Below are 20,372 nucleotides of genomic sequence, written 5' to 3'. Positions count from 1 at the left end.
GGAGTGATCAGATGGCACGTTTTCATCCGCTGGAAGTGACCGATATCCGCCGCGAAACCAGCGATGCGGTGGTTCTGACGCTGAAGCCCCGCGACGAGGATGCGGGCGCCTTCGGCTTTACGCAAGGCCAGTATCTGACCTTCCGCCGTCTGTTTGACGGCGAGGAGGTGCGCCGGTCCTATTCGATCTGCGCGGGCCTCGACGAGGGCTGCCTCAGGGTCGGCGTCAAGCGCGTGGAGGGCGGCGCCTTTTCCACCTTTGCCAATGAAGAACTGAAGCCCGGTGACGTCATCGAGGCGATGCCGCCCATGGGCAAGTTCTTCACCGCGCTCGACGCTGCGGTGGGCAGGGACTATCTCGGCTTCGCCGGCGGCTCCGGCATCACGCCGCTCTTGTCCATCGTCAAGACGGTGCTCGCCCGCGAGCCGCGATCGCGCTTCACGCTCGTCTATGCCAACCGGCAGATCAAGTCGATCATGTTCCGTGAGGAGCTGGAAGACCTGAAGAACACCTATCTCGGCCGGCTTTCCATCATTCACGTGCTGGAATCCGACAGCCAGGAGATCGACCTCTTCACCGGCCGGATCGACGAGGAAAAGCTCGAAGCCTTCTTCGATCTCTGGATCGATCTGCCCTCCGTCGACACCGCCTTCATCTGCGGGCCGGAGCCGATGATGCTGACCATCGCCGCGGCGCTGAAGAAACACGGCATGAAGGACGAGCAGATCAAGTTCGAGCTGTTTGCGTCCTCTCAACCCGGCCGCGCCAGGCAGAAGGTCGTTTCGCAGGCGGCCGCGACCGCCGGCGAGAGCGTGGAAATCCAGATCACGCTCGACGGCGCCACGCGCTCGTTCACCATGCCGCGCGATGGCACGGCAGTGCTCGACGCCGCGCTCGCCCACGATATCGACGCACCCTATTCCTGCAAGGGCGGCATCTGCTCGACCTGCCGCGCCAAGGTCATCGAGGGCGAGGTCGAGATGATCTCCAATCACGCGCTGGAGGATTACGAGGTCAGGGCCGGCTATGTGCTTTCCTGCCAGTGTCTGCCGCTCTCGGAAAAGGTGGTGATCAGCTATGACGAATGACATGTCGATTGCCGACTATCTGACGGAAGGCGGCAAGCTTTCCTCGCCGGACAACGCTCCGCCGCTCTACCGCGCGGAACTGATGCGGATGATGTCCTCCTTCGTCGACAGCGAACTGGCGGGCTCGGCGGGTTTTGCCGCCGCCATCAACTGGGCGCCCGGCATTTCCGAACGCATCGCCGCCAGCCGCATCGTGCTGGAAAAGGCCGATCACGCCGAGCGCGTGCTTGATCTGATGGGTGACTTCGGAACCGATACGGCGCTTTACAATCGGGCCCATAGCTGGGCAGCGAGGCTTTCCCGCGACGCCGTGGTCGATCCGCGCCGGATGGGCGGCGACATGCGGCTTTCCGTCTTCCACTATCCCTTCGAGGACTGGACCGATGCGGTGGTGATGAACGTCTTGATGGGGCTTGCGAGCGTCATCCAGCTCGAAGAGATGACCCATGCGTCCTACACGCCCTATGCCGAGGTGATCCGTGCGGTACTGCCGCGCGAAAGGCGGCATATGGAGCTCGGGCTCGAGGGGTTGCGCAAGCTTGTCTCGACCGGGGATGGCCACAACGCCGCAACGGCGGCCGTCGCCTACTGGCATCCGCGCGTTGCCGAGACCTTCGGTCCGGCTATCTCCGAACGCTTTGCCCGGCTGTCGCGCTTCGGCCTGCGCCACACCGAAAACGAGGCGCTCAGGTCTCGCTGGCGGAGCGAGGCCGAAAGCATGCTCGAAGACTGCGGGCTGAAGACGCCCGTCGCGGCCTGACGGCCACAGCTCTCAACATTTTGAGGTCCTGTCGCCGACAAACGGCCGGCAGGACCGAGAAGGAAGGATATCCCCATGACTGAAACGGCCGCACGCCGCCTTGAGAGCTATGTGCTCGGCGCCTGGCAGACGGGATCGGGCGCCGGCAAGCCGCTTGCCCATGCCGCGACCGGCAAGACCATCGCGCTGATCGGCTCGGACGGGCTGAACTTCGCGGACGCGCTGGCCTATGGCCGTGAAAAGGGCGGCAGCGCGCTTCGGGCAATGACCATCCACGAGCGCGCGCTGATGCTGAAGGGGGTCGGCGTGGCGCTGATGGAGCGCAAGGAAGAATTCTACGTCGAGAACTCCTGGACCGGCGCCACCCGCCGCGACGGCTGGGTGGATATCGATGGCGGTATCGGCACGCTTTTGACCTTTGCCTCCAAGGCAAGGCGCGAACTGCCGAACACGAAGATCCTGAGCGAGGGCGATGTCGAGCCGCTGTCGAAGGACGGCAGCTTCGTCGCCCGGCATATCCTGACGCCGATGAAGGGCGTGGCGATCCATATCAACGCGTTCAACTTTCCCGTCTGGGGCATGCTGGAAAAGATCGCGCCAGCGCTGATCGCCGGCATGCCTTGCCTCGTCAAGCCAGCCTCGCAGACGGCCTATCTCACCGAACGCGTCGCCCGTGCCATCATCGAGACCGGGCTTCTGCCGGACGGCGCGCTGCAGCTCGTCTGCGGCAGCGCCGGCGACCTTCTGGATCATGTCGACGGTCAGGATGTCGTTACCTTCACCGGATCGGCGACGACGGGACGCAAGCTGAAGACGCAAAAGGCGATCGTCGAAAATGCGGTGCGCTTCAACATGGAGGCCGACAGCCTCAATGCCGCGATCCTCGGCGCCGACGCCGGACCGGGCACGCCGGAATTCGATCTGTTCATCCGCGAGGCGGCCAACGAGATGACCTCGAAAGCCGGTCAGAAATGCACCGCCATCCGCCGCATTCTGGTGCCGCGCGCCCATGAAGGCGCGGTCGTCGAGGCGCTTTCCGCACGCCTTTCACAGACGGCGATCGGCCTGCCGGATGACGGGAACGCCCGCATGGGCGCGCTGGTTTCGCTTGCCGACCGCGACGGCGTGCGCGAGAAGGTCGCGAGCCTGCTTGCCGATGGCGAGATTGTCTACGGCGATCCCGATCATGTGACGCTCGTTTCGGGAGACGCGGAAACCGGCGCGTTCATGAGCCCGGTTCTTCTGCGCTGCGCCAGACCGTTCGATGCCAGGGCCGTGCACGATCTGGAAGCCTTCGGGCCGGTCGCGACCGTCATGGCCTATGATGAGGCCGAAGAGGCGGTGGCGCTTGCCGAGCGCGGCAAGGGTTCGCTGGTCTCCTCGCTGTTTACCAATGACGGCGGCATCGCCGCCGAGATCGTCACCGGACTTGCCGCCCATCACGGCCGGGTCATGATCGGCAATCGCGGTTCGGCCAAGACCTCAACCGGCCACGGATCGCCGCTGGCGCCGTTGGTCCATGGCGGGCCGGGGCGCGCCGGCGGCGGCGAGGAAATGGGCGGCATGCGCGGGGTGAAGCACTTCATGCAGCGCACCGCCGTCCAGGGCACGCCGGACATGCTGGCCGCGATTACCGGCGAATGGGTCGAGGGCGCGAGGAGCCAGGCCGGCAAGCATCCTTTCCGCAAGTCGCTGGAGGAACTGAAGATCGGCGATCAGGTCGTGACTGAGACCCGCACGATCACGCGCGAGGATGTCGAGCATTTCGCCGAATTCACCGGCGATACCTTCTATGCCCACATGGACAGCGACGCGGCCAGGGCCAATCCCTTCTTCGAGGACCGGGTGGCGCATGGCTATCTGATCGCCTCATTCGCGGCCGGTTTGTTCGTCGACCCGGATCCCGGCCCCGTGCTTGCCAATTACGGCGTTGACAATCTGCGCTTCCTCACGCCGGTCTATTTCGGCGATAGTCTCAGGGTGCGGCTCACCTGCAAGGCGATCAACCCGCGCGAGAATGCCGGCCATGGCGAAGTGCGCTGGGACTGCCGCGTGACCAACCAGAAGGACGAGGTCGTCGCCCAATATGACGTGCTGACCATGGTGGCCAGGACCTGGCCGCTTGCCGCCGAAGCGCTTGCGGAAATGGCGGGCTGAGACATGCCGGTCTATGCCTATGACGATATCGTGCCGGTGATAGATCGGGATGCCTATGTTCACCCGGACGCCGTGCTGATCGGCGACGTGATCGTCGGTCCGCAGTGCTTTGTCGGGGCCGGCGCCGTCCTGCGCGGCGATTTCGGCCGGATCGAGATGCATGAGGGATCCAATATTCAGGAGACCTGCGTGTGTCATTCCTTTCCGGATCGCGATGTCGTGGTCGGTCGATATGGCCATATCGGCCATGGCGCGGTGCTGCATGGCTGCCGGGTCGGCGAGAACGCCATGGTCGGCATGAATGCGGTGGTCATGGACGAGGTGGAAATCGGCAAAAACGCCATCATCGGCGCCATGACATTCCTCAAACAGGGTTTCGTCGTGCCCGACGGTATGCTTGCCCACGGCAATCCGGCACGGGTCATCCGGTCGCTCACCGAAGAGGAAATCGCGTGGAAGAAGAGCGGCACGGATATCTATCGCCAACTCGCCTTCGAGGCGCGCGGCCGCACGCGACCGGCTGAGCCGCTGGCGCAAGTCGAAGAAAACCGTCGCCGGATCGAAGCCCCGCGCTACGATCCGCTGATGTTTGCCCGCAAGAATAAAGGTTGAGGGCGGCTACCTGACCGCCTTGACGCCTTCCAGAAGCAGCGTCGTGGCCATTGCCGCATAGTCTTCGCGCGTGATCTTGCCGCCGTCGCGGAACCACATATAGACCCAGTTCATCATACCGAAGAGCGACATGGTGACGGGCATGAGCAGGGGACGTTCGGGGCGGTCAAGCTCCGGATGGATTTCGCGAATTATGGCCGAGAACCGGCCGACAATGCTGCGTTCGAGCGCCCGGATCTGCTTGGCCTGTTCGTCCGAGAGGGCAGGGGCGGCGTTGAGCTGCACCTTGTGCTGGTCATCAGCGCCGCGATATTCGTTCAGCACCGTCATCACCAGCTTCTCAAGCCTTGCCTTGTGTTCCAGGCTCGGGTCGTCGGCCGTTTCGAGGGCGGCATCGAGGGACTCCAGATGCGTGGCAATGATCGCGAAGATCAGCGCTCCCTTGGAGGGGTAGTAGTGATAAAGCAGCGCCTTGGAGACGCCGGCCTCGCGCGCGATCTGCGCCATCGAGGCCTTTTCCATGCCCTCAGTGGCGAAAACATGGGCGGCATTCAAGAGCAGGCCGTGCCGCTTCTCCTCGAAATCATTAGCCCTTGTTCTCGCCATGGTTCTCTCAAAACTCCTGATGGGCAGGCAGAAGGGGCGATTTCGCCCCTTCTGGAACTTTTCCGGTGAAAACGGCACTATCACCGGTTAATCCCTTGACCAACCGGCCGGTGATTATTTCGGTCGGTTGTCAACCACGCGTTTCGCCTTGCCTTCCGAGCGGGCAACGCTCCCGGGATCGCGGATATCTATTTTCGTCGAGACGCCGATGACCGACTTGATGTGGTGCGCCAGTTCCTTCGCCGAGGCCTGACGGGCTTCCTCGGACGATCGCTCCGGCGTGCACTCCACATGAACGGTCATCACGTCCATGCGTTCCTTGCGGGTCAGCTCGATCTGGAAATGCGGGCTGAGGCCTTTGCATTTCAGGATCATCTCCTCGATCTGGGTCGGAAAGACGTTGACGCCGCGCAGGATGATCATGTCGTCGGAACGGCCAGTGATCTTCTCGATGCGGCGCATTGAGCGCGCGGTGCCGGGGAGGATGCGGGTGAGGTCGCGGGTGCGATAACGCACCATCGGCAGGCCTTCCTTGGTCAGCGTGGTGAACACCAGCTCGCCCATCTCGCCGTCCGGCAGGACATTGCCCGTCGCAGGGTCAATGATTTCCGGGTAGAAATGGTCTTCCCAGACATGAAGTCCGTCCTTGGTCTCCACGCATTCATTGGCAACGCCGGGTCCCATGATTTCCGACAGACCGTAAATGTCGACGGCATGCATGTCGAAGGCATCCTCGATTTCCGCCCGCATGGCATTGGTCCATGGCTCGGCGCCGAAAATGCCGACCTTCAGCGAGCTTTGGCGCGGATCGACGCCCTGCCGACGGAACTCATCGAGGATCGAGAGCATGTAGGAGGGCGTGACCATGATGATCTGCGGCTTGAAGTCGCTCATCAGCGTCACCTGACGCTCGGTCATGCCGCCGGAAATCGGAACCACTGTGCAGCCGAGGCGTTCAGCGCCGTAATGCGCGCCAAGCCCGCCGGTGAAAAGGCCATAGCCATAGGCCACGTGACAGATGTCGCCGGCGCGCCCGCCCGAAGCGCGGATCGAGCGGGCCACCACATCGGCCCAGACATCGATGTCGTTCTTGGTGTAGCCGACAACGGTCGGGCGTCCGGTCGTGCCGGAGGAGGCGTGGATGCGGGCGAGATTTTCGCGCGGCACGGCGAACATGCCGAAAGGATAGGTGTCGCGCAGGTCGGTCTTGACCGTGAACGGGAATTTGGCGAGGTCGGAAAGCGTCCTGAAATCGGACGGATGCACGCCGTTGTCATCGAAGCGCTTGCGGTAGAACGGCGAGTTCTCATAGGCGTGGTTCAGCGACCAGGTCATGCGCTTTTGCTGAAGCGCCGAGATTTCGTCGCGGCTCGCCACCTCGATCGGGTCGAGGATTTCACGGGACGGTTTCAGGTTGTTGATGGCGTTCATGGTTTCCTCCTCGAAAACGGCTGCCGCTCAGGCTGGCAGCAGCGTGCCGTTAATGGTGCGTGAATGGCCGCGAAACTCGGCAATCACCGTTCCGTCCTCCCGGCTCACGCTTATATCATAGATGCCGGACCGGCCCTTGCGCGAGACTTCGCGCGCGGTGGCGGTCAACCGGTCGCCGAGCGCGCCCGGAGCGGTGTAGGTGATCGAACAATGCTGGGCGACGGTCAGTTGGTTGTATGTGTTGCAGGCAAAGGCAAAGGCGCTGTCGGCAAGCGTGAACAGATAGCCTCCATGAGCATTGCCGTGACCATTGGTCATCGCCTCCGTCAGCGTCATCGACAATGTCGCCTCGCCGGGCGCGATATGCTCGAGCCGCATGCCCAGGCGCTGAGAGGCGTTGTCGTCGTTCCACATCACCCTGGCGCAGGCTTCTGCAAGCGCCTGCGGGCTCATCGCGTTGATCGTTGCTTCCATGCTCATTTTCCCTTGAAGACCGGTGCGCGCTTTTCCAGAAATGCGGTGACGCCCTCGGCATAGTCATCCGTGCGTCCCGCCTCGCGCTGGCAGTCGCGTTCCATGTCGAGATGGCTGGAAAGGTCGTTGGCGGAGGCTGCCTGGATCAGCCGCTTGGTCAGTCCCAATCCCCTGGTCGGACCAGCGGCAAGCTTTGCGGCAAGGCCGGAAGCCTCTTCCATCAGCTTGTCGTCATCGACCGCCTTCCAGATCAGGCCCCAGTCTTCCGCCTTTGCCGCGGAAACCGGTTCGGCGGTCATAGCCAAAGCCTTGGCGCGCGGTTCGCCGAGCACCCTCGTCAGCGACCAGCTTCCGCCAGCGTCCGGTATCAGACCGATCCTGGAGAACGCCTGAATGAATTTTGCCGATTTCGCCGCGAAGACGATGTCCGTGGCAAAGGCGATGTTGGCGCCCGCTCCCGCTGCAACGCCGTTGACGGCCGAGATTACCGGCTTTTCCAGCGTGCGGATCAGCCGCAGGGTCGGATTGTAATAGGTATCAAGCGTTTCGCCGAGGTCCGGCTTTTCCGTCATCTTGCGCGGATCGCGGTCGCCGAGGTCCTGGCCCGCGGAAAAGGCGCGCCCGGCGCCCGTCAGCAGCACGGCGCGGATATCGGCCTCGTCGTGGGCGCGTTCCAGCGCGGTGCGCAGCGCCAGATGCATGTCGACATTGAAGGAATTCAGCTTTTCGGGGCGGTTGAGCGTCAGGGTCAACACGCCGTCTTTCAAGGTGACGAGCACGGTTTGATGATCGGTCATTTTCTCCTCCCGCCGCACTTTCCTCAAACACGGCTGATAATTGTTGTTGCATAAACCGTCCGGTCGGTCAATAATAGTCTTGTGAATTTGGGAGGAGACATGACCAACCTATATGATCGCCATTCCGCGCTTCTGGCGCGGGCGGCGGAAGCGCTGCGGACCCGCGTCTTCTGGACGCCGTTTCCGGAAGTGCCGTCGGGCAAGATCTATGGCGAAAGCGCCATGGCCGATGGCACCGCCGCCTTCGAAGCGCTTGTCGGTAACGCTTTCGACATTCCGGGACATCCGGAAACACGCCGGGTTGGCCGCGAAAACGCGCCCTGGGGCAAGAGCCTCTCCATCTCATATCCTTCGGCCGATCCCGCCACGCTGATCGCGGCATCTATCAAGGCTGCCGATCGCTGGGCTTCGGCCGATCCGGAAACCCGTTCCGGTATTCTTCTGGAAGCGCTGACGCGGCTCAACGCCATGAGCTTTCTCATCGGCCACGCCACCATGCATGCCACGGGCCAGGCCTTTCCCATGGCGTTTCAGGCCGGTGGGCCGCATGCGCAGGATCGTGGGCTGGAAGCCGTCGCGGCGGCCTTTGCGGAGATGACCCGCAGCGCGGCTGCAGCCACCTGGGAAAAGCCGCAGGGAAAGCGCGAGCCCATCACGCTGGAAAAACGCTGGCGCATTGTGCCGCGCGGCATATCGCTGATGATCGGCTGCCAGACATTCCCGAACTGGAATGGCTATCCCGGTCTGTTCGCCAGTCTTGCCACCGGCAATACGCTGATCGTGAAGCCGCATCCCGGCGCAATCCTGCCGCTGGCGCTCACTGTCAAAGTGCTGCGCGAGGTTCTGGCGGAAGAGGGCTTTTCGCCCGATGTCGTGCTGCTCGCCGCAGACGAACCGGGTGCGGAGATCACCAAAACTCTGGTCGAAGCGGGCGTATTTTCGATCATCGATTATACCGGCTCTTCCGTTTTCGCCGCATGGCTGCGTCAGAATGCGGGCAGTGCCCTCGTCTTTACCGAGGAATCCGGCGTCAATTCGATCACGATCACCGGCACGGATGATTTTGCCGGCATGTGCGACAATATCGCCTTCTCGCTGTCGCTTTATTCCGGCCAGATGTGCACCTCACCGCAGAACCTCTACCTGCCGCAGGGCGGGATCGAGACGAACGAGGGCCACAAAAGCTTCGACGACGTGGTTGGCGGTATTGTCGCTGCCGTCGACAGGCTGCTGGAAGATGGCACGCAGGCCTCTTCCATCTGCGGCGCGATCGCCAGCCCGGCGACGTTCGAACGCATCGAAAAGGCGCGTCACGCCGGCCGCGTTGTGCGCGAAAGCCGGGAAACCGGGCTCGGCGCTTCGGCAACGCCGCTTCTCGTGGTTTCCGGCGAACACGAGGACGGACCCTGGAACCATGAATGCTTCGGCCCGGTTTCCTTCTTCATCGCCTGTGCCGATGCCCATGCCGCGATCGCCAGGGCCGCAGCCATCGCGCGCGAAAAGGGTGCGATCACGGCCGCTCTCTATGCCACGGACGGCGCGCTGATCGATGAGGCCGCGACGGCCTTTGCCAGGGCCGGCGTCAATCTCTCGGTGAACCTCACCGGCAATATCTATGTCAACCAGTCGGCGGCCTTCTCGGACTACCACGTCACGGGAGCAAACCCTTCGGGCAATGCCAGCCTGACCGACACAGCCTTTGTCGCGCCGCGTTTCCGGCGCGTCATGATCCGCTGGCCCAAGGCTGCCTGAGGTGCAGCCGGTCAGTTTTTGTTCTGGATAAATCAGGGAGGAGTATCCAATGAAATTCATGTCAACCACGGCCCTGGCGATGCTTGCCACACTCGGCCTTGCAACCGCCGCCAGCGCCGAGATCAAACTCGGCGCCAGCCTGTCAGCGACCGGACCGGCCGCATTCCTCGGCGATCCGGAGGCCAAGACCATCGAAATGCTGGTCGAGGAACTCAACGCCAAGGGCGGCATCAACGGCGAGAAGATCAAGCTCACGCTTTATGATGACGGCGGCGATCCGAACAAGGCGCGCACCTTCGCCACGCGCCTGATCGAGGATGACGAAGTTGTCGCCATTATCGGCGGCACCACCACCGGCACCTCCATGTCCATTCTTTCCGTCGCCGAAGACGAAGGCATTCCCTTCATCTCGCTTGCCGGCGCCATCCAGATCGTCGATCCGGTGAAGGAATATGTCTTCAAGACGCCGCACACCGACCGCATGGCCTGTGAGAAGATCTTCGACAACATGAAGAAGAACGGCATCACCAGGATCGGCATGATCTCCGGCACGGACGGTTTCGGCGCCTCGATGCAGGCGCAGTGCAAGGAGGTTGCCGGGGATTACGATGTCGAGATCCTCGCCGACGAGATCTATGGCCCGAGCGATGCCGACATGACGCCGCAGCTCACCAAGATCAAGAACACCGAGGGCGTCGAGGCGATCCTCAATCCGGGCTTCGGCCAGGGCCCGGCGATCGTTACCCGCAATGCCAGCCAGCTTGGTATCGAACTTCCGCTTTACCAGAGCCACGGCGTGGCCTCCGACAGCTTCATCGAACTGGTCGGACCGGAAGCCTCCGAGGGCGTGCGTCTTCCGGGCACCGCGCTTCTGATTGCCGATATCCTGCCCGAAGACGACATCCAGCGCGATGTCGTCATGGCCTACAAGACCGCCTATGAGGACAAGTACGACCAGAACGTTTCGACCTTCGGCGGCTATGCCAACGATGCGTTCCTGCTGATGGTCAATGCCATGAGCACGGCCGGCGGCGAGGACCCCGATGCCATCCGTGCGGCACTGGAAGCGACTGACGGCCTCGTCGGCACGACCGGCGTCTACACCATGGGTCCGGACAATCACCTCGGCCTCGACCTTTCCGCCTTCCGCATGCTCGAAATCGAGAATGGCGGCTGGAAATCGATCGACTGACGATTTGAAAGGCGTCCCGCGCCCCTGACGGGCGCGGGGCGTTCGCCGCGGGTGATGATGCCCGCTCCCCAGCCTGTCACCGTTCGGGATCCATCCATGGACGCTTTGATGCAATTCATATTGTCGGGCTTCACGGTCGGTGCGGTCTACGCGCTGGTCGCGCTCGGCTTCACGATCATCTACAACGCCTCCGACGTGGTGAATTTCGCGCAGGGCGAGTTCGTCATGCTGGGCGGCATGATCACCGCCTTTACCTATGCAGCGGGCCTGCCGCTGCCGCTTGCGGGCCTGATCGCCATCGTCATCACCGCTGCCGTCGGCGTCGCGCTTGACAAGCTCGCGATCGCGCCCGCGCGCGGTGCGCCGGTGGTCTCGCTGGTGATCATCACCATCGGCGCCTCGATCTTCATTCGCGGCGTCGCGCAGCTCGTCTTCGACAAGCAGCTTCACCGTTTTCCCGCCTTTTCCGGCGACGATCCGATCCACATTTTCGGCGCAACCATACTGCCGCAAAGCCTGTGGGTCATCGGCGGGGCCGTCTTTGTCTTTGTCGGGCTGTGGGCCTTCTTCACCAAGACGCTGACCGGTAAGGCCGTGCTGGCGGCTGCCAACAACCGGCTTGCCGCCCAACTCGTCGGCATCAACACCAATTGGGTGATGACGCTGTCCTTCTCGCTTTCGGCGGCCATTGCCGCGCTTGCGGGCGTGCTGATCACGCCGATCACGCTTGTCAGCTACGATGTCGGCGTGGCGCTGGCCTTGAAGGGCTTTGCCGCGGCCATGCTCGGCGGCATGGGCAATCCGAAGGGCGCGCTTGTCGGCGGCATCGCGCTCGGCCTGATGGAGGCGCTGACGGCTGGCTATATTTCCTCGCAATACAAGGAAGCGGTCGCCTTCGTCGTTATCCTCTGTGTGCTGTTCGTCATGCCCCAGGGCCTGTTCGGCGCCAAGTCGACAGAGAGGGTCTGAAGCCATGTCCGCACATTCGAAATGGATCCAGATCGCCATCGTGGCGGTGCTCGTCGCGGTTCTGCCCTTCTTCTTTCCGTCCGGCTATTACTACCGCGTCGGTGCTCTGATCTTCGTCAATGCGCTCTCGGTCATCGGCCTGGTGATCCTGATCGGCTATGCCGGGCAGATCTCGCTTGGCCATGCGGGCTTTGCCGGCATCGGTGCCTATTCCTGCGCGCTTGCGCCGGAATATCTCGGCCTGCACCCCGCCCTTGCCGCCCTTCTGGGCGCGGTGATCTCGGGTGGCGTTGCCGCACTCATCGGCAGGCCGATCCTGAAGCTCAAAGGCTATTATCTGGCGGTCGCAACGCTCGGCTTTGGCATTCTGGTCTCGCTGGTGCTCACCAATGAGCGCCAACTGACCGGCGGGCCGGATGGCATGGCCGTGCCGGAACTCGGCCTGCGCGACCTTCTGCGCGACATGGGCTGGCGGATCTCCGGCGGCGCGTTCTGGTACGGTCTCTGCGGCATCGTCCTCATCATCGGCGTCTGGATTGCGCTGAACCTCGCCACAAGCCCGACGGGCCGCGCCATGCGCGCGTTGCACGGTTCGGAAGTCGCCGCCCGTACGGTCGGCATCGATGTCGCCCGCGTCAAGCTGCAGGCCTTTGTCATCTCGGCTGTCTATGCCTCGGTGGCCGGTTCCCTGCTGGCGTTGCAGAACCGGTTCATCACGCCCGACGTGGCCGGTTTCATGCATTCGATCGAAATGGTGTCGATGGCGGTGCTCGGCGGTGTCGGCTCCATTCTCGGCGCCATGCTGGGTGCTGCGATCCTGACGCTTCTGCCGCAGGTGCTGACCGTGTTTGCCGAATATGAACAGCTCGTCCTCGGCGCCATCATGATTTCGGTGATGATCTTCCTGCCGCGCGGGCTTCTGCCTTCGATTGCAAGCAAACTGAAGGGGAGGGACGAATGAGCCTGCTCGATGTTCAGGGGCTTGGCATCTCCTTCGGCGGCCTGCGCGCCGTCAACAATGTCAGTTTTTCGGCCAGGGCCGGCGAGATCGTCTCGGTGATCGGGCCGAACGGTGCGGGCAAGACCACATTGTTCAACATGATTTCCGGCGTCTACGTGCCCAGCCAGGGCAAGGTGATGCTGGAAGGCCGGGACATTACCGCAAGGCAGCCCGATCAACTCGCAACGCTCGGCCTGACGCGCACCTTCCAGAATCTGCAGATATTCCAGGAAATGACGGTGCTGGAAAATGTCATCGCCGGCTTTCATCTTCAGGAAAAGGGAGCGCTCGTCGCCGATCTCCTCGCGCTTCCAGCCGCGAAAAGGCGGGCGGCGGAAGCGCGCCGGGGGGCTGAGGCCCTGCTTGAACGCGTCGGGCTGCAAAAGGCGGCCGAGCGCCAGGCGGGAAACCTTTCCTATGGCGCATTGAAGCGTCTGGAGATTGCCCGCGCGCTTGCGGTTTCCCCGCGGGTTCTGCTGCTTGATGAGCCGGCAGCCGGCTGCAATGCGGTGGAAACGGAGGAGATCGACCGGCTGATCGCCGAACTCGCAAGGACGGGCATCGCCATCCTCCTCGTGGAGCACGACATGAAGATGGTGATGCGGATTTCCAATCATATCGTGGTGCTCGATCACGGCGAGAAGATTGCCGAGGGCGACCCGGAAGCCGTGTCGCGCAATCCGGCGGTCATTGCCGCCTATCTCGGAGCAGAAGAGGAGGCCGCCGATGCTGACGGTTAAGGGCCTGCGCTCGGCTTATGGCCGCATCGAGGTGCTGCACGGCATCGATCTCGAGGTGAAATCCGGAGAGATCGTCACCGTCGTCGGCGCCAATGGCGCCGGCAAGACGACGCTTCTGAAGTGTCTTTCCGGTCTCCAGCGGGTTACTGACGGCGAGATGATCTTCCGCGGCGAGGTGATGACCTCCGTTCCTGCCTATAAAAGGCTGAAGCACGGCCTTGCCCAGTCGCCGGAGGGCCGGCAGATATTCACCAATCTCTCGGTCGAGGAAAATCTCAGGCTCGGCGCCTTCCTGTTCACCGATGACCGGGTGGAACGCGACATGGAAGATGCCTATGCGATGTTCCCGATCCTGAAGGAAAAGCGCAACCTTGTGGCTGGTGGGCTATCGGGAGGTCAGCAGCAGATGCTGGCGATCGCGCGCGCTCTTATGGGCCGACCTGCCTGTCTCCTGCTCGATGAGCCGTCGATGGGGCTCGCACCGCTGCTCGTTGCCCAGATATTTGACGTGATAAAGGCCCTGAAGGCGCGCGACGTGACCGTGCTTCTCGTCGAGCAGAACGCCTTCGGCGCGCTGAAGATCGCCGATCGCGGCTATGTCATGGAAACCGGCCGCATCGCCATGGAAGGGCCGGCGGCCGCCCTGATCGCCGATCCGCAGGTGCGCGAGGCCTATCTTGGAATCTGACATGCCGATCCTGGAATCCGATATGAATGTGATGACCATCGACCGCCGCGGCTCCGTTGCCGTGGTGACCATCGACAATCCGCCCGTCAACGCATTGTCGAATGCCGTGCGCGCCGCGCTGGTCTCTGCCGTCGAAACGCTTGATGGCGATGATCAGGTGAAGGCGGTGGTTCTTTCCTGCGCCGGACGCACCTTCATCGCCGGCGCCGATGTGCGCGAGTTCAACCTGCCGCCACAGGAACCACACCTGCCGGATGTGGTTGCCGCGATCGAGGACGCGAAGAAGCCGTGGGTGGCCGCCATTCATGGTTCCGCGCTTGGCGGCGGTTTCGAGATTGCGCTCGGCTGTCGCTTCAGGATCGCCGACGCCATGGCCTCCGTCGGTCTTCCGGAAGTGACGCTTGGCCTTATTCCCGGCGCCTCGGGCACGGTGCGCACGCCGCGCGTGGCGGGCGTCGAGACAGCGGTGAAACTCGTCGTCTCCGGCCGTCCGATGAAGGCAAAGGCGGCCCTTGCGGCTGGACTGGTCGATGCGATTGCCGAGCGCGATCTCGTTGAAGAGGCCGTTTCCTTTGCCGAACGGATACCGGAGAAGGCGCTGCCGCTGAAATCCCGGGAGCGTGCGGTCGCGGCACCTGCCGAGGATTTCTGGGCAGCCGCCGAAAAGGATGCGAGAAAGCCTGGCTATCGCGCGCCGCAGGAAGCGTTGGCCTCCGTCCGCTTTGCCGTGGAAAACCCGTTCGATGTGGCCATGAGGCATGAGCGGGAAAAATTTCTTGAACTGCGGGCCTCGAAAGAAGCCGCCGCCCTTCGTCATGTGTTCTTTGCCGAGCGTGCCGCCTCCCGCCCTGAAAGCCTGAAGGGCATCGAACCGGTGGCGCTGTCGTCCGTCGGCGTGATCGGCGGCGGCACGATGGGTGCCGGGATTGCGGCCGCAGTGCTCAATGCCGGGTTGTCCGTCACGCTGATCGAGCGCGACGAGGAGGCGGTTGCGCGCGGCCTCCGCACGATCGACGGCATCCTCGCCGGGTCCGTCAAGCGCGGCAAGCTGACGGAGGCGGGCCAGGCGGCGCTGATGATGTCGCTGGGCGGCGTCACGGATTACGGTGCGCTCAGCGATTGCGATCTGGTGATCGAGGCGGTGTTCGAGGAAATCTCGGTCAAGCGCGCCGTCTTTGAAAAGCTCGGCGAGGTCTGCCGCGCCAATGCGGTGCTTGCAACCAATACCTCCTATCTCGATCCTCGCCTGATCGCCGAGGGCCTGGCGCACCCCGAACGTTTCATCGGCCTGCATTTCTTTTCACCCGCCCATGTGATGAAACTGCTGGAAATCGTGCCGACGCCAGAGACCTCTCAAACGGTGCTGGCGACGGCCTTTGCGTTTGCCAAAAGGCTCGGCAAGGTGCCGGTGCGCGCGGGCATCTGCGAGGGTTTTATCGGCAACCGTATCCTGAAGCGCTATCGCGCGGCGGCGGAAGAACTGGTCGGGCAAGGCGTCGCGATCGCAGATATCGATGCGGCAATGCGCGGCTACGGCTTCAAGATGGGTCCGTTCGAGGCCCAGGACCTCGGCGGCCTCGACATCGCCTTCCTGCAGCGCGAGGGCGCGCGGGCGAACGGTGAGAACGTGCCGGAAGCGCTGGGCGATATTCTGGTGCGCGCCGGGCGCAAGGGCCACAAGACCGGCGGCGGCTGGTATGATTACGCGCCGGGAAACCGGAAGCCGATCATCTCGGAGACCGTGCATGCATTGTTGAAAAGCCGGATCGCCGGGCACGCAGCCCTGAGCGCCGACGAAATCGCGGCAAGGCTTGTCGGCGCGATGGCGGGTGAGGGGCGGGCAATCCTTGCCGAAGGCATTGCCGAAAAGCCTGCCGATATCGATCTCGTCGAAATCCACGGCTACGGCTTTCCGCGCCACAGGGGCGGACCGATGTTTGCCGAAGGCGGCTGAGCCCGGGAAGCCGACATCAACCTCTTGCGCCGCGACCAACCTGATCGTTCTCGCGCCGGCCTCTTCATCCGTGCTCGCGGGCGAAACGCGGGTGGTCTCGGACACAACGAGTTTTCGCGAGCACCGAATCCGACATATTCAGCCTGACCGCGCCAAATTTCGCTCGCTTCCCGGGGCACATGCAAATCAGCTTTGTAAGGTCCGAGATACGGAGACGACATGCCGCATTGTCACGATCTTTCCGCCCGATAGGATGGAAAGAGTGTTATGGCTGTGTCGGGTGAAATATCACGCCGAAATGGAGGATGACAAAGTGCGGACAGGTTTGGGTAAATGGGTCGCAATCATCGTCCTGGCGGCCGTCGCGGCGGGCAGCTATGCCGCGTGGCGCAATCTCAACGGCGACACTCTTCCTGAAGGCATTGCCAGCGGGAATGGCCGTATCGAGGCGACGGAAATCGATATCTCCGCCAAGTCCGCCGGGCGCATCAGCGAGATTTTCGTCAATGAGGGCGATTTCATCCAGGCCGGCGAGAAACTGGTGCAGATGGACACCAGGCAGATCGAGGCGCAAAAACGCGAGGCCGAGGCCAATCTGCGTAGCGCCCGCACCGGCGTTGATGCGGCCAATGCGACGATTGAACAGGCGAAGGCGGAAAAACGGGCCGCCGAAGCCGTCGTCGAGCAGCGCAAGGCCCTGCTCAATTCCGCCGAGGCCACTTATGCGCGCATACAGAGGCTGGTGCAGACAAACGTCACCTCCAGGCAGACGCTTGAGGATGCCGAGGCGGCGGCGTTGCAGGCGAAGGCCACCATGGCCGCCGGCGAAGCCTCATCCGCCGCCGCAAGCGCGGCCATCAGTACCGCCGAGGCGCAGCTTACAAAGGCAGAGGCGGCAATCGATGCCGCTGAGGCCAGTATAGACTATATCCAGTCGATCATTGACGACAGCACCCTGACCGCGCCGCGCCCCGGACGCGTGCAGTATCTTGTCGCCCAGCCGGGCGAGATCGTCGCGGCCGGCGGGCGTATTCTCAACGTCGTCGACCTGACCGATGTCTACATGAACTTCTTCCTGCCGACGGAACAGGCGGGCCTGACGGCAATCGGCGCCGAGACCCGGCTGGTGCTCGATGCCGCGCCGCAATTCACCGTCCCCGCCAGCATTTCCTACGTTTCCGACGTCGCCCAGTTCACGCCGAAGACCGTCGAGACCGAGGTGGAGCGCCAGAAGCTGATGTTCCGGGTCAAGGCCCGCATCGACCCGGCTCTGTTGCGCAAGTATATCGACCTCGTCAAGACCGGCCTGCCGGGCGTCGCCTATGTGCGCTATGACCCCGATGCCGCATGGCCCGCGGCGCTTGAAGGAAATCTCGCCCAATGAACGCCGCGGATAAGCAGGATGGCGCCGCCACAGTCGCCCGCCTTGAGGGCGTCAGCCTGCTTTTTCGCAAGACGACGGCGCTGAACGGCATATCGCTTGAGATTCCCGCCGGCTGCATGGCCGGCCTCATCGGCCCGGACGGCGTCGGCAAGTCGAGCCTGCTGTCGCTGGTGGCCGGCGCGCGCAAGGTGCAGACCGGCACGGTCACCGTGCTTGATGGCGATATCTCCGATGACGGGCACCGCCGCGCCGTCTGCCCGCGTATCGCCTATATGCCGCAGGGGCTTGGCCGCAATCTCTATGCCACGCTGTCCGTCTACGAGAACATCGATTTCTTCGGCCGGCTTTTCGGCCATGCCCATAGAGAGCGCAGGCGGCGCATCGAATCCCTGCTGAAGAGTACGGGACTGCTGCCCTTTGCCGACAGGCCGGCCGGCAAGCTTTCAGGCGGCATGAAACAGAAGCTCGGGCTTTGCTGCGCGCTCATTCACGACCCCGATCTTCTGGTTCTCGACGAACCGACGACCGGCGTCGATCCGTTGTCCAGACGCCAGTTCTGGAGCCTGATCGCAAGTATCCGCGCCTCGCGCCCCGGCATGAGCGTCGTCGTCGCGACGGCCTATATGGAAGAGGCCGCGCGCTTCGACTGGCTGGCGGCGATGAATGACGGCAATGTTCTTGCCACGGGAAGCCCGGCCGAACTTCTGCACGCGACCGCCACCGACAATCTCGACGATGCTTTCGTGGCGCTGCTGCCGGAAGCGGTCCGCCGCGACCGGCCGGCGGTGGACATTGCCCCGCGCGAGGACGACGATGCCGGTGATTGCGCCATCGAGGCCGAGCATCTGAGCAAGCGGTTCGGCGATTTCACCGCCGTCGACGATGTCAGCTTCCGCATCCGCCGGGGCGAGATTTTCGGCTTTCTCGGCTCGAATGGCTGCGGCAAGACCACGACCATGAAAATGCTGACCGGGCTTCTGGACGCGAGCGAGGGCACGGCAAAGCTGTTCGGCCAGCCGCTCGATCCCGGCAATCTCGATGTGCGCCGGCGGGTCGGCTATATGTCTCAGGCCTTTTCGCTCTATACCGAGCTGAGCGTAAGGCAGAACCTGTATTTGCACGCGCGGCTTTACCGGCTGCCGGCGGAGACGATCGGTCCGCGCGTTGCCGAGATGATCGCGCGGTTCGATCTCGCCGACGTTGCCGACAGCCTGCCGGATGCGCTGCCGCTCGGCATCCGCCAGCGCCTGTCGCTGGCGGTCGCGATGATCCACAGTCCGGATATCCTGATCCTGGACGAGCCGACCTCCGGTGTTGACCCGGTGGCGCGGGACGACTTCTGGCGCATGCTGATCGCGCTTTCGCGCAACGACAATGTCACGATTTTCGTCTCCACCCATTTCATGAACGAGGCGGCGCGTTGCGATCGGATTTCGCTGATGCACGCCGGCAGGGTGCTGGCGAGCGACCGGCCGGCAGCGATCATCGAGGCCAGCGGGAAGGCAACGCTCGAAGAGGCCTTCATCAGCCATCTGGAAGCGGTGACGGACGGGGCGGAAGGGACGGAAGGACCGGTTATCGCCGAAGATACCGGAAAGGATGATGCCGACGACAGGGTCACCGAAAGGGCGCTGAGACGTCATTTCGATTTTCGCCGGATGATGGCCTATTCCTGGCGCGAGACGCTGGAACTGCGCCGCGACCCGATCCGCGCCACCATGGCGATCATCGGCAGCGTCATTTTGCTGCTGGTGATCGGCTACGGCATCAATCTCGATATCGAAAACCTGAGCTATGCCACGCTCGACCGCGATCAGACCGTGACGAGCCGGGACCTGACGCTCGATATTTCCGGATCGCGCTATTTCGACGAGAAAGACCCGCTTGTCGATTACGCCGATATGGACAGGCGCATGCGCGACGGGGAAATCAGTTTCGCGATCGAAATTCCGCCGAATTTCGCCGCCGATCTGGCGCGTGGTCGCGATGTCGAAGTCGGCGTCTGGCTGGACGGCTCGATGCCGCAGCGCGCATCGTCGGCCAGAGGCTATATTCAAGGCGTCTATGCCACATGGCTTACCCGCAAGATCGCGGAAATCTACGGGGCGGGTGCGGCTGATCCGGCCTATTCGGTCGCCGCGCGCTATCGCTACAATCCTGATATCCGCAGCCTCGTCGCCATGGCGCCGGCGGTCATTCCGATGCTGCTGATGCTCATTCCCGCCATTCTCACCACGCTTTCCGTGGTGCGGGAAAAGGAACTGGGCTCGATCGTCAATTTCTATGTCACGCCGACGACCAGGCTCGAATTCCTGCTTGGCAAACAGGTGCCCTATGTCGTGCTTGCCATGTTCAATTTCGCCCTGCTGCTGGCAACCTCGCTGATGGTGTTTCAGGTGCCCTTTACCGGCAGCATGCTTGCCTTTTCGCTGGCGGCCCTGCTTTTCGTCATCATTTCCACCGGCATGGGCCTTCTGGTGTCGACCTTTACCAGCAGCCAGATCGCAGCGCTTTTCGCCACCGCTCTTCTCACCCTCATTCCGGCAATCCAGTATTCCGGCCTCATCGATCCGGTCAGCGCGCTTCAGGGCTTCGGCGCCTTTATCGGCGAGATCTACCCGGCCACCTATTTCGTGACGATATCGCGCGGCACCTTCACCAAGGCGCTCGGCTTTGCCGACCTTCAGGCTGCCTTCGTGCCGCTTCTCATCGCCATTCCGGTTCTGACGATTGCCAGCACGCTGCTGCTCGGCAAGCAGGCGAGGTAG

17 protein-coding genes are annotated in these 20,372 nt (G+C 63.0%); 13 read left to right on the top strand and 4 right to left on the bottom strand.

Annotation, left to right across the window (positions count from 1 at the left end; genetic code table 11):
• The first annotated feature begins 11 nt into the window (after positions 1-11).
• The 4 genes from paaE (at position 12) to HQ843_RS02280 (ending at position 4,617) form a co-directional block, all read left to right on the top strand.
• Positions 12-1,088, top strand: a complete 1,077-nt coding sequence (gene paaE / locus HQ843_RS02295; RefSeq protein WP_180900009.1) for a 1,2-phenylacetyl-CoA epoxidase subunit PaaE — start codon at positions 12-14, stop codon at positions 1,086-1,088.
• Complete coding sequence (locus tag HQ843_RS02290) at positions 1,078-1,848, top strand: Phenylacetic acid catabolic protein (RefSeq protein ID WP_180900010.1); 771 nt, start codon at positions 1,078-1,080, stop codon at positions 1,846-1,848. Before paaE ends, HQ843_RS02290 begins: the two co-directional genes overlap by 11 nt.
• A gap of 75 nt (positions 1,849-1,923) precedes the next feature.
• Positions 1,924-4,005: a phenylacetic acid degradation bifunctional protein PaaZ gene (paaZ, locus tag HQ843_RS02285; RefSeq protein ID WP_180900011.1), complete on the top strand. Its 2,082-nt coding sequence runs from the start codon at positions 1,924-1,926 to the stop codon at positions 4,003-4,005.
• A gap of 3 nt (positions 4,006-4,008) precedes the next feature.
• Positions 4,009-4,617, top strand: a complete 609-nt coding sequence (locus tag HQ843_RS02280; protein ID WP_180900012.1) for an acyltransferase — start codon at positions 4,009-4,011, stop codon at positions 4,615-4,617.
• Between the two features lie 6 nt (positions 4,618-4,623).
• Here HQ843_RS02280 and HQ843_RS02275 read toward each other — a convergent pair whose 3' ends face one another.
• The 4 genes from HQ843_RS02275 to paaG form a co-directional block, all read right to left on the bottom strand.
• Positions 4,624-5,223, bottom strand: a complete 600-nt coding sequence (locus tag HQ843_RS02275) for a TetR/AcrR family transcriptional regulator (RefSeq protein ID WP_180900013.1) — start codon at positions 5,221-5,223, stop codon at positions 4,624-4,626.
• A gap of 114 nt (positions 5,224-5,337) precedes the next feature.
• Complete coding sequence (gene paaK, locus HQ843_RS02270; RefSeq protein WP_180900014.1) at positions 5,338-6,654, bottom strand: phenylacetate--CoA ligase PaaK; 1,317 nt, start codon at positions 6,652-6,654, stop codon at positions 5,338-5,340.
• A 27-nt stretch (positions 6,655-6,681) separates the two neighbouring features.
• Positions 6,682-7,128, bottom strand: a complete 447-nt coding sequence (gene paaI, locus HQ843_RS02265; protein ID WP_210275266.1) for a hydroxyphenylacetyl-CoA thioesterase PaaI — start codon at positions 7,126-7,128, stop codon at positions 6,682-6,684.
• Between the two features lie 2 nt (positions 7,129-7,130).
• Entirely contained in the window at positions 7,131-7,925 is a 795-nt protein-coding gene (gene paaG / locus HQ843_RS02260; RefSeq protein ID WP_180900015.1) for a 2-(1,2-epoxy-1,2-dihydrophenyl)acetyl-CoA isomerase PaaG, read from the bottom strand.
• Between the two features lie 99 nt (positions 7,926-8,024).
• Here paaG and paaN point away from each other — a divergent pair, with 99 nt between their 5' ends.
• The 9 genes from paaN (at position 8,025) to rbbA (ending at position 20,372) form a co-directional block, all read left to right on the top strand.
• Positions 8,025-9,677: a phenylacetic acid degradation protein PaaN gene (gene paaN / locus HQ843_RS02255; RefSeq protein WP_180900016.1), complete on the top strand. Its 1,653-nt coding sequence runs from the start codon at positions 8,025-8,027 to the stop codon at positions 9,675-9,677.
• 49 nt (positions 9,678-9,726) lie between these two features.
• The gene (locus HQ843_RS02250) at positions 9,727-10,869 is read left to right on the top strand and encodes an ABC transporter substrate-binding protein (RefSeq protein ID WP_180900017.1); all 1,143 of its coding nucleotides are present in this window, start codon (positions 9,727-9,729) and stop codon (positions 10,867-10,869) included.
• Positions 10,870-10,965: 96 nt separating this feature from the next.
• A complete protein-coding gene (locus tag HQ843_RS02245) occupies positions 10,966-11,838 on the top strand; it encodes a branched-chain amino acid ABC transporter permease (RefSeq protein WP_180900018.1) in 873 nt (290 codons plus the stop codon).
• A gap of 4 nt (positions 11,839-11,842) precedes the next feature.
• Positions 11,843-12,799: a branched-chain amino acid ABC transporter permease gene (locus HQ843_RS02240; protein ID WP_180900019.1), complete on the top strand. Its 957-nt coding sequence runs from the start codon at positions 11,843-11,845 to the stop codon at positions 12,797-12,799.
• Entirely contained in the window at positions 12,796-13,578 is a 783-nt protein-coding gene (locus HQ843_RS02235; RefSeq protein ID WP_180900020.1) for an ABC transporter ATP-binding protein, read from the top strand. Before HQ843_RS02240 ends, HQ843_RS02235 begins: the two co-directional genes overlap by 4 nt.
• Positions 13,565-14,266, top strand: a complete 702-nt coding sequence (locus HQ843_RS02230; protein ID WP_180900021.1) for an ABC transporter ATP-binding protein — start codon at positions 13,565-13,567, stop codon at positions 14,264-14,266. The genes HQ843_RS02235 and HQ843_RS02230 overlap by 14 nt, the downstream gene beginning before the upstream one ends.
• A 1-nt stretch (position 14,267) precedes the next feature.
• Positions 14,268-16,220 (top strand): 3-hydroxyacyl-CoA dehydrogenase NAD-binding domain-containing protein, encoded by a 1,953-nt coding sequence (locus HQ843_RS02225; protein WP_246710252.1) that lies wholly within the window; start codon positions 14,268-14,270, stop codon positions 16,218-16,220.
• 313 nt (positions 16,221-16,533) lie between these two features.
• Positions 16,534-17,604, top strand: coding sequence for an HlyD family secretion protein (locus tag HQ843_RS02220; protein ID WP_371824611.1), 1,071 nt, complete (start codon positions 16,534-16,536; stop codon positions 17,602-17,604).
• Positions 17,601-20,372, top strand: coding sequence for a ribosome-associated ATPase/putative transporter RbbA (gene rbbA / locus HQ843_RS02215; RefSeq protein ID WP_180900023.1), 2,772 nt, complete (start codon positions 17,601-17,603; stop codon positions 20,370-20,372). The genes HQ843_RS02220 and rbbA overlap by 4 nt, the downstream gene beginning before the upstream one ends.

The sequence above is a fragment of the Martelella sp. NC20 genome (assembly GCF_013459645.1).
Taxonomy (GTDB): domain Bacteria; phylum Pseudomonadota; class Alphaproteobacteria; order Rhizobiales; family Rhizobiaceae; genus Martelella.
Note: the sequence above shows the minus strand (reverse complement) of the source record. Positions and strands in the feature narration are given on the sequence as shown.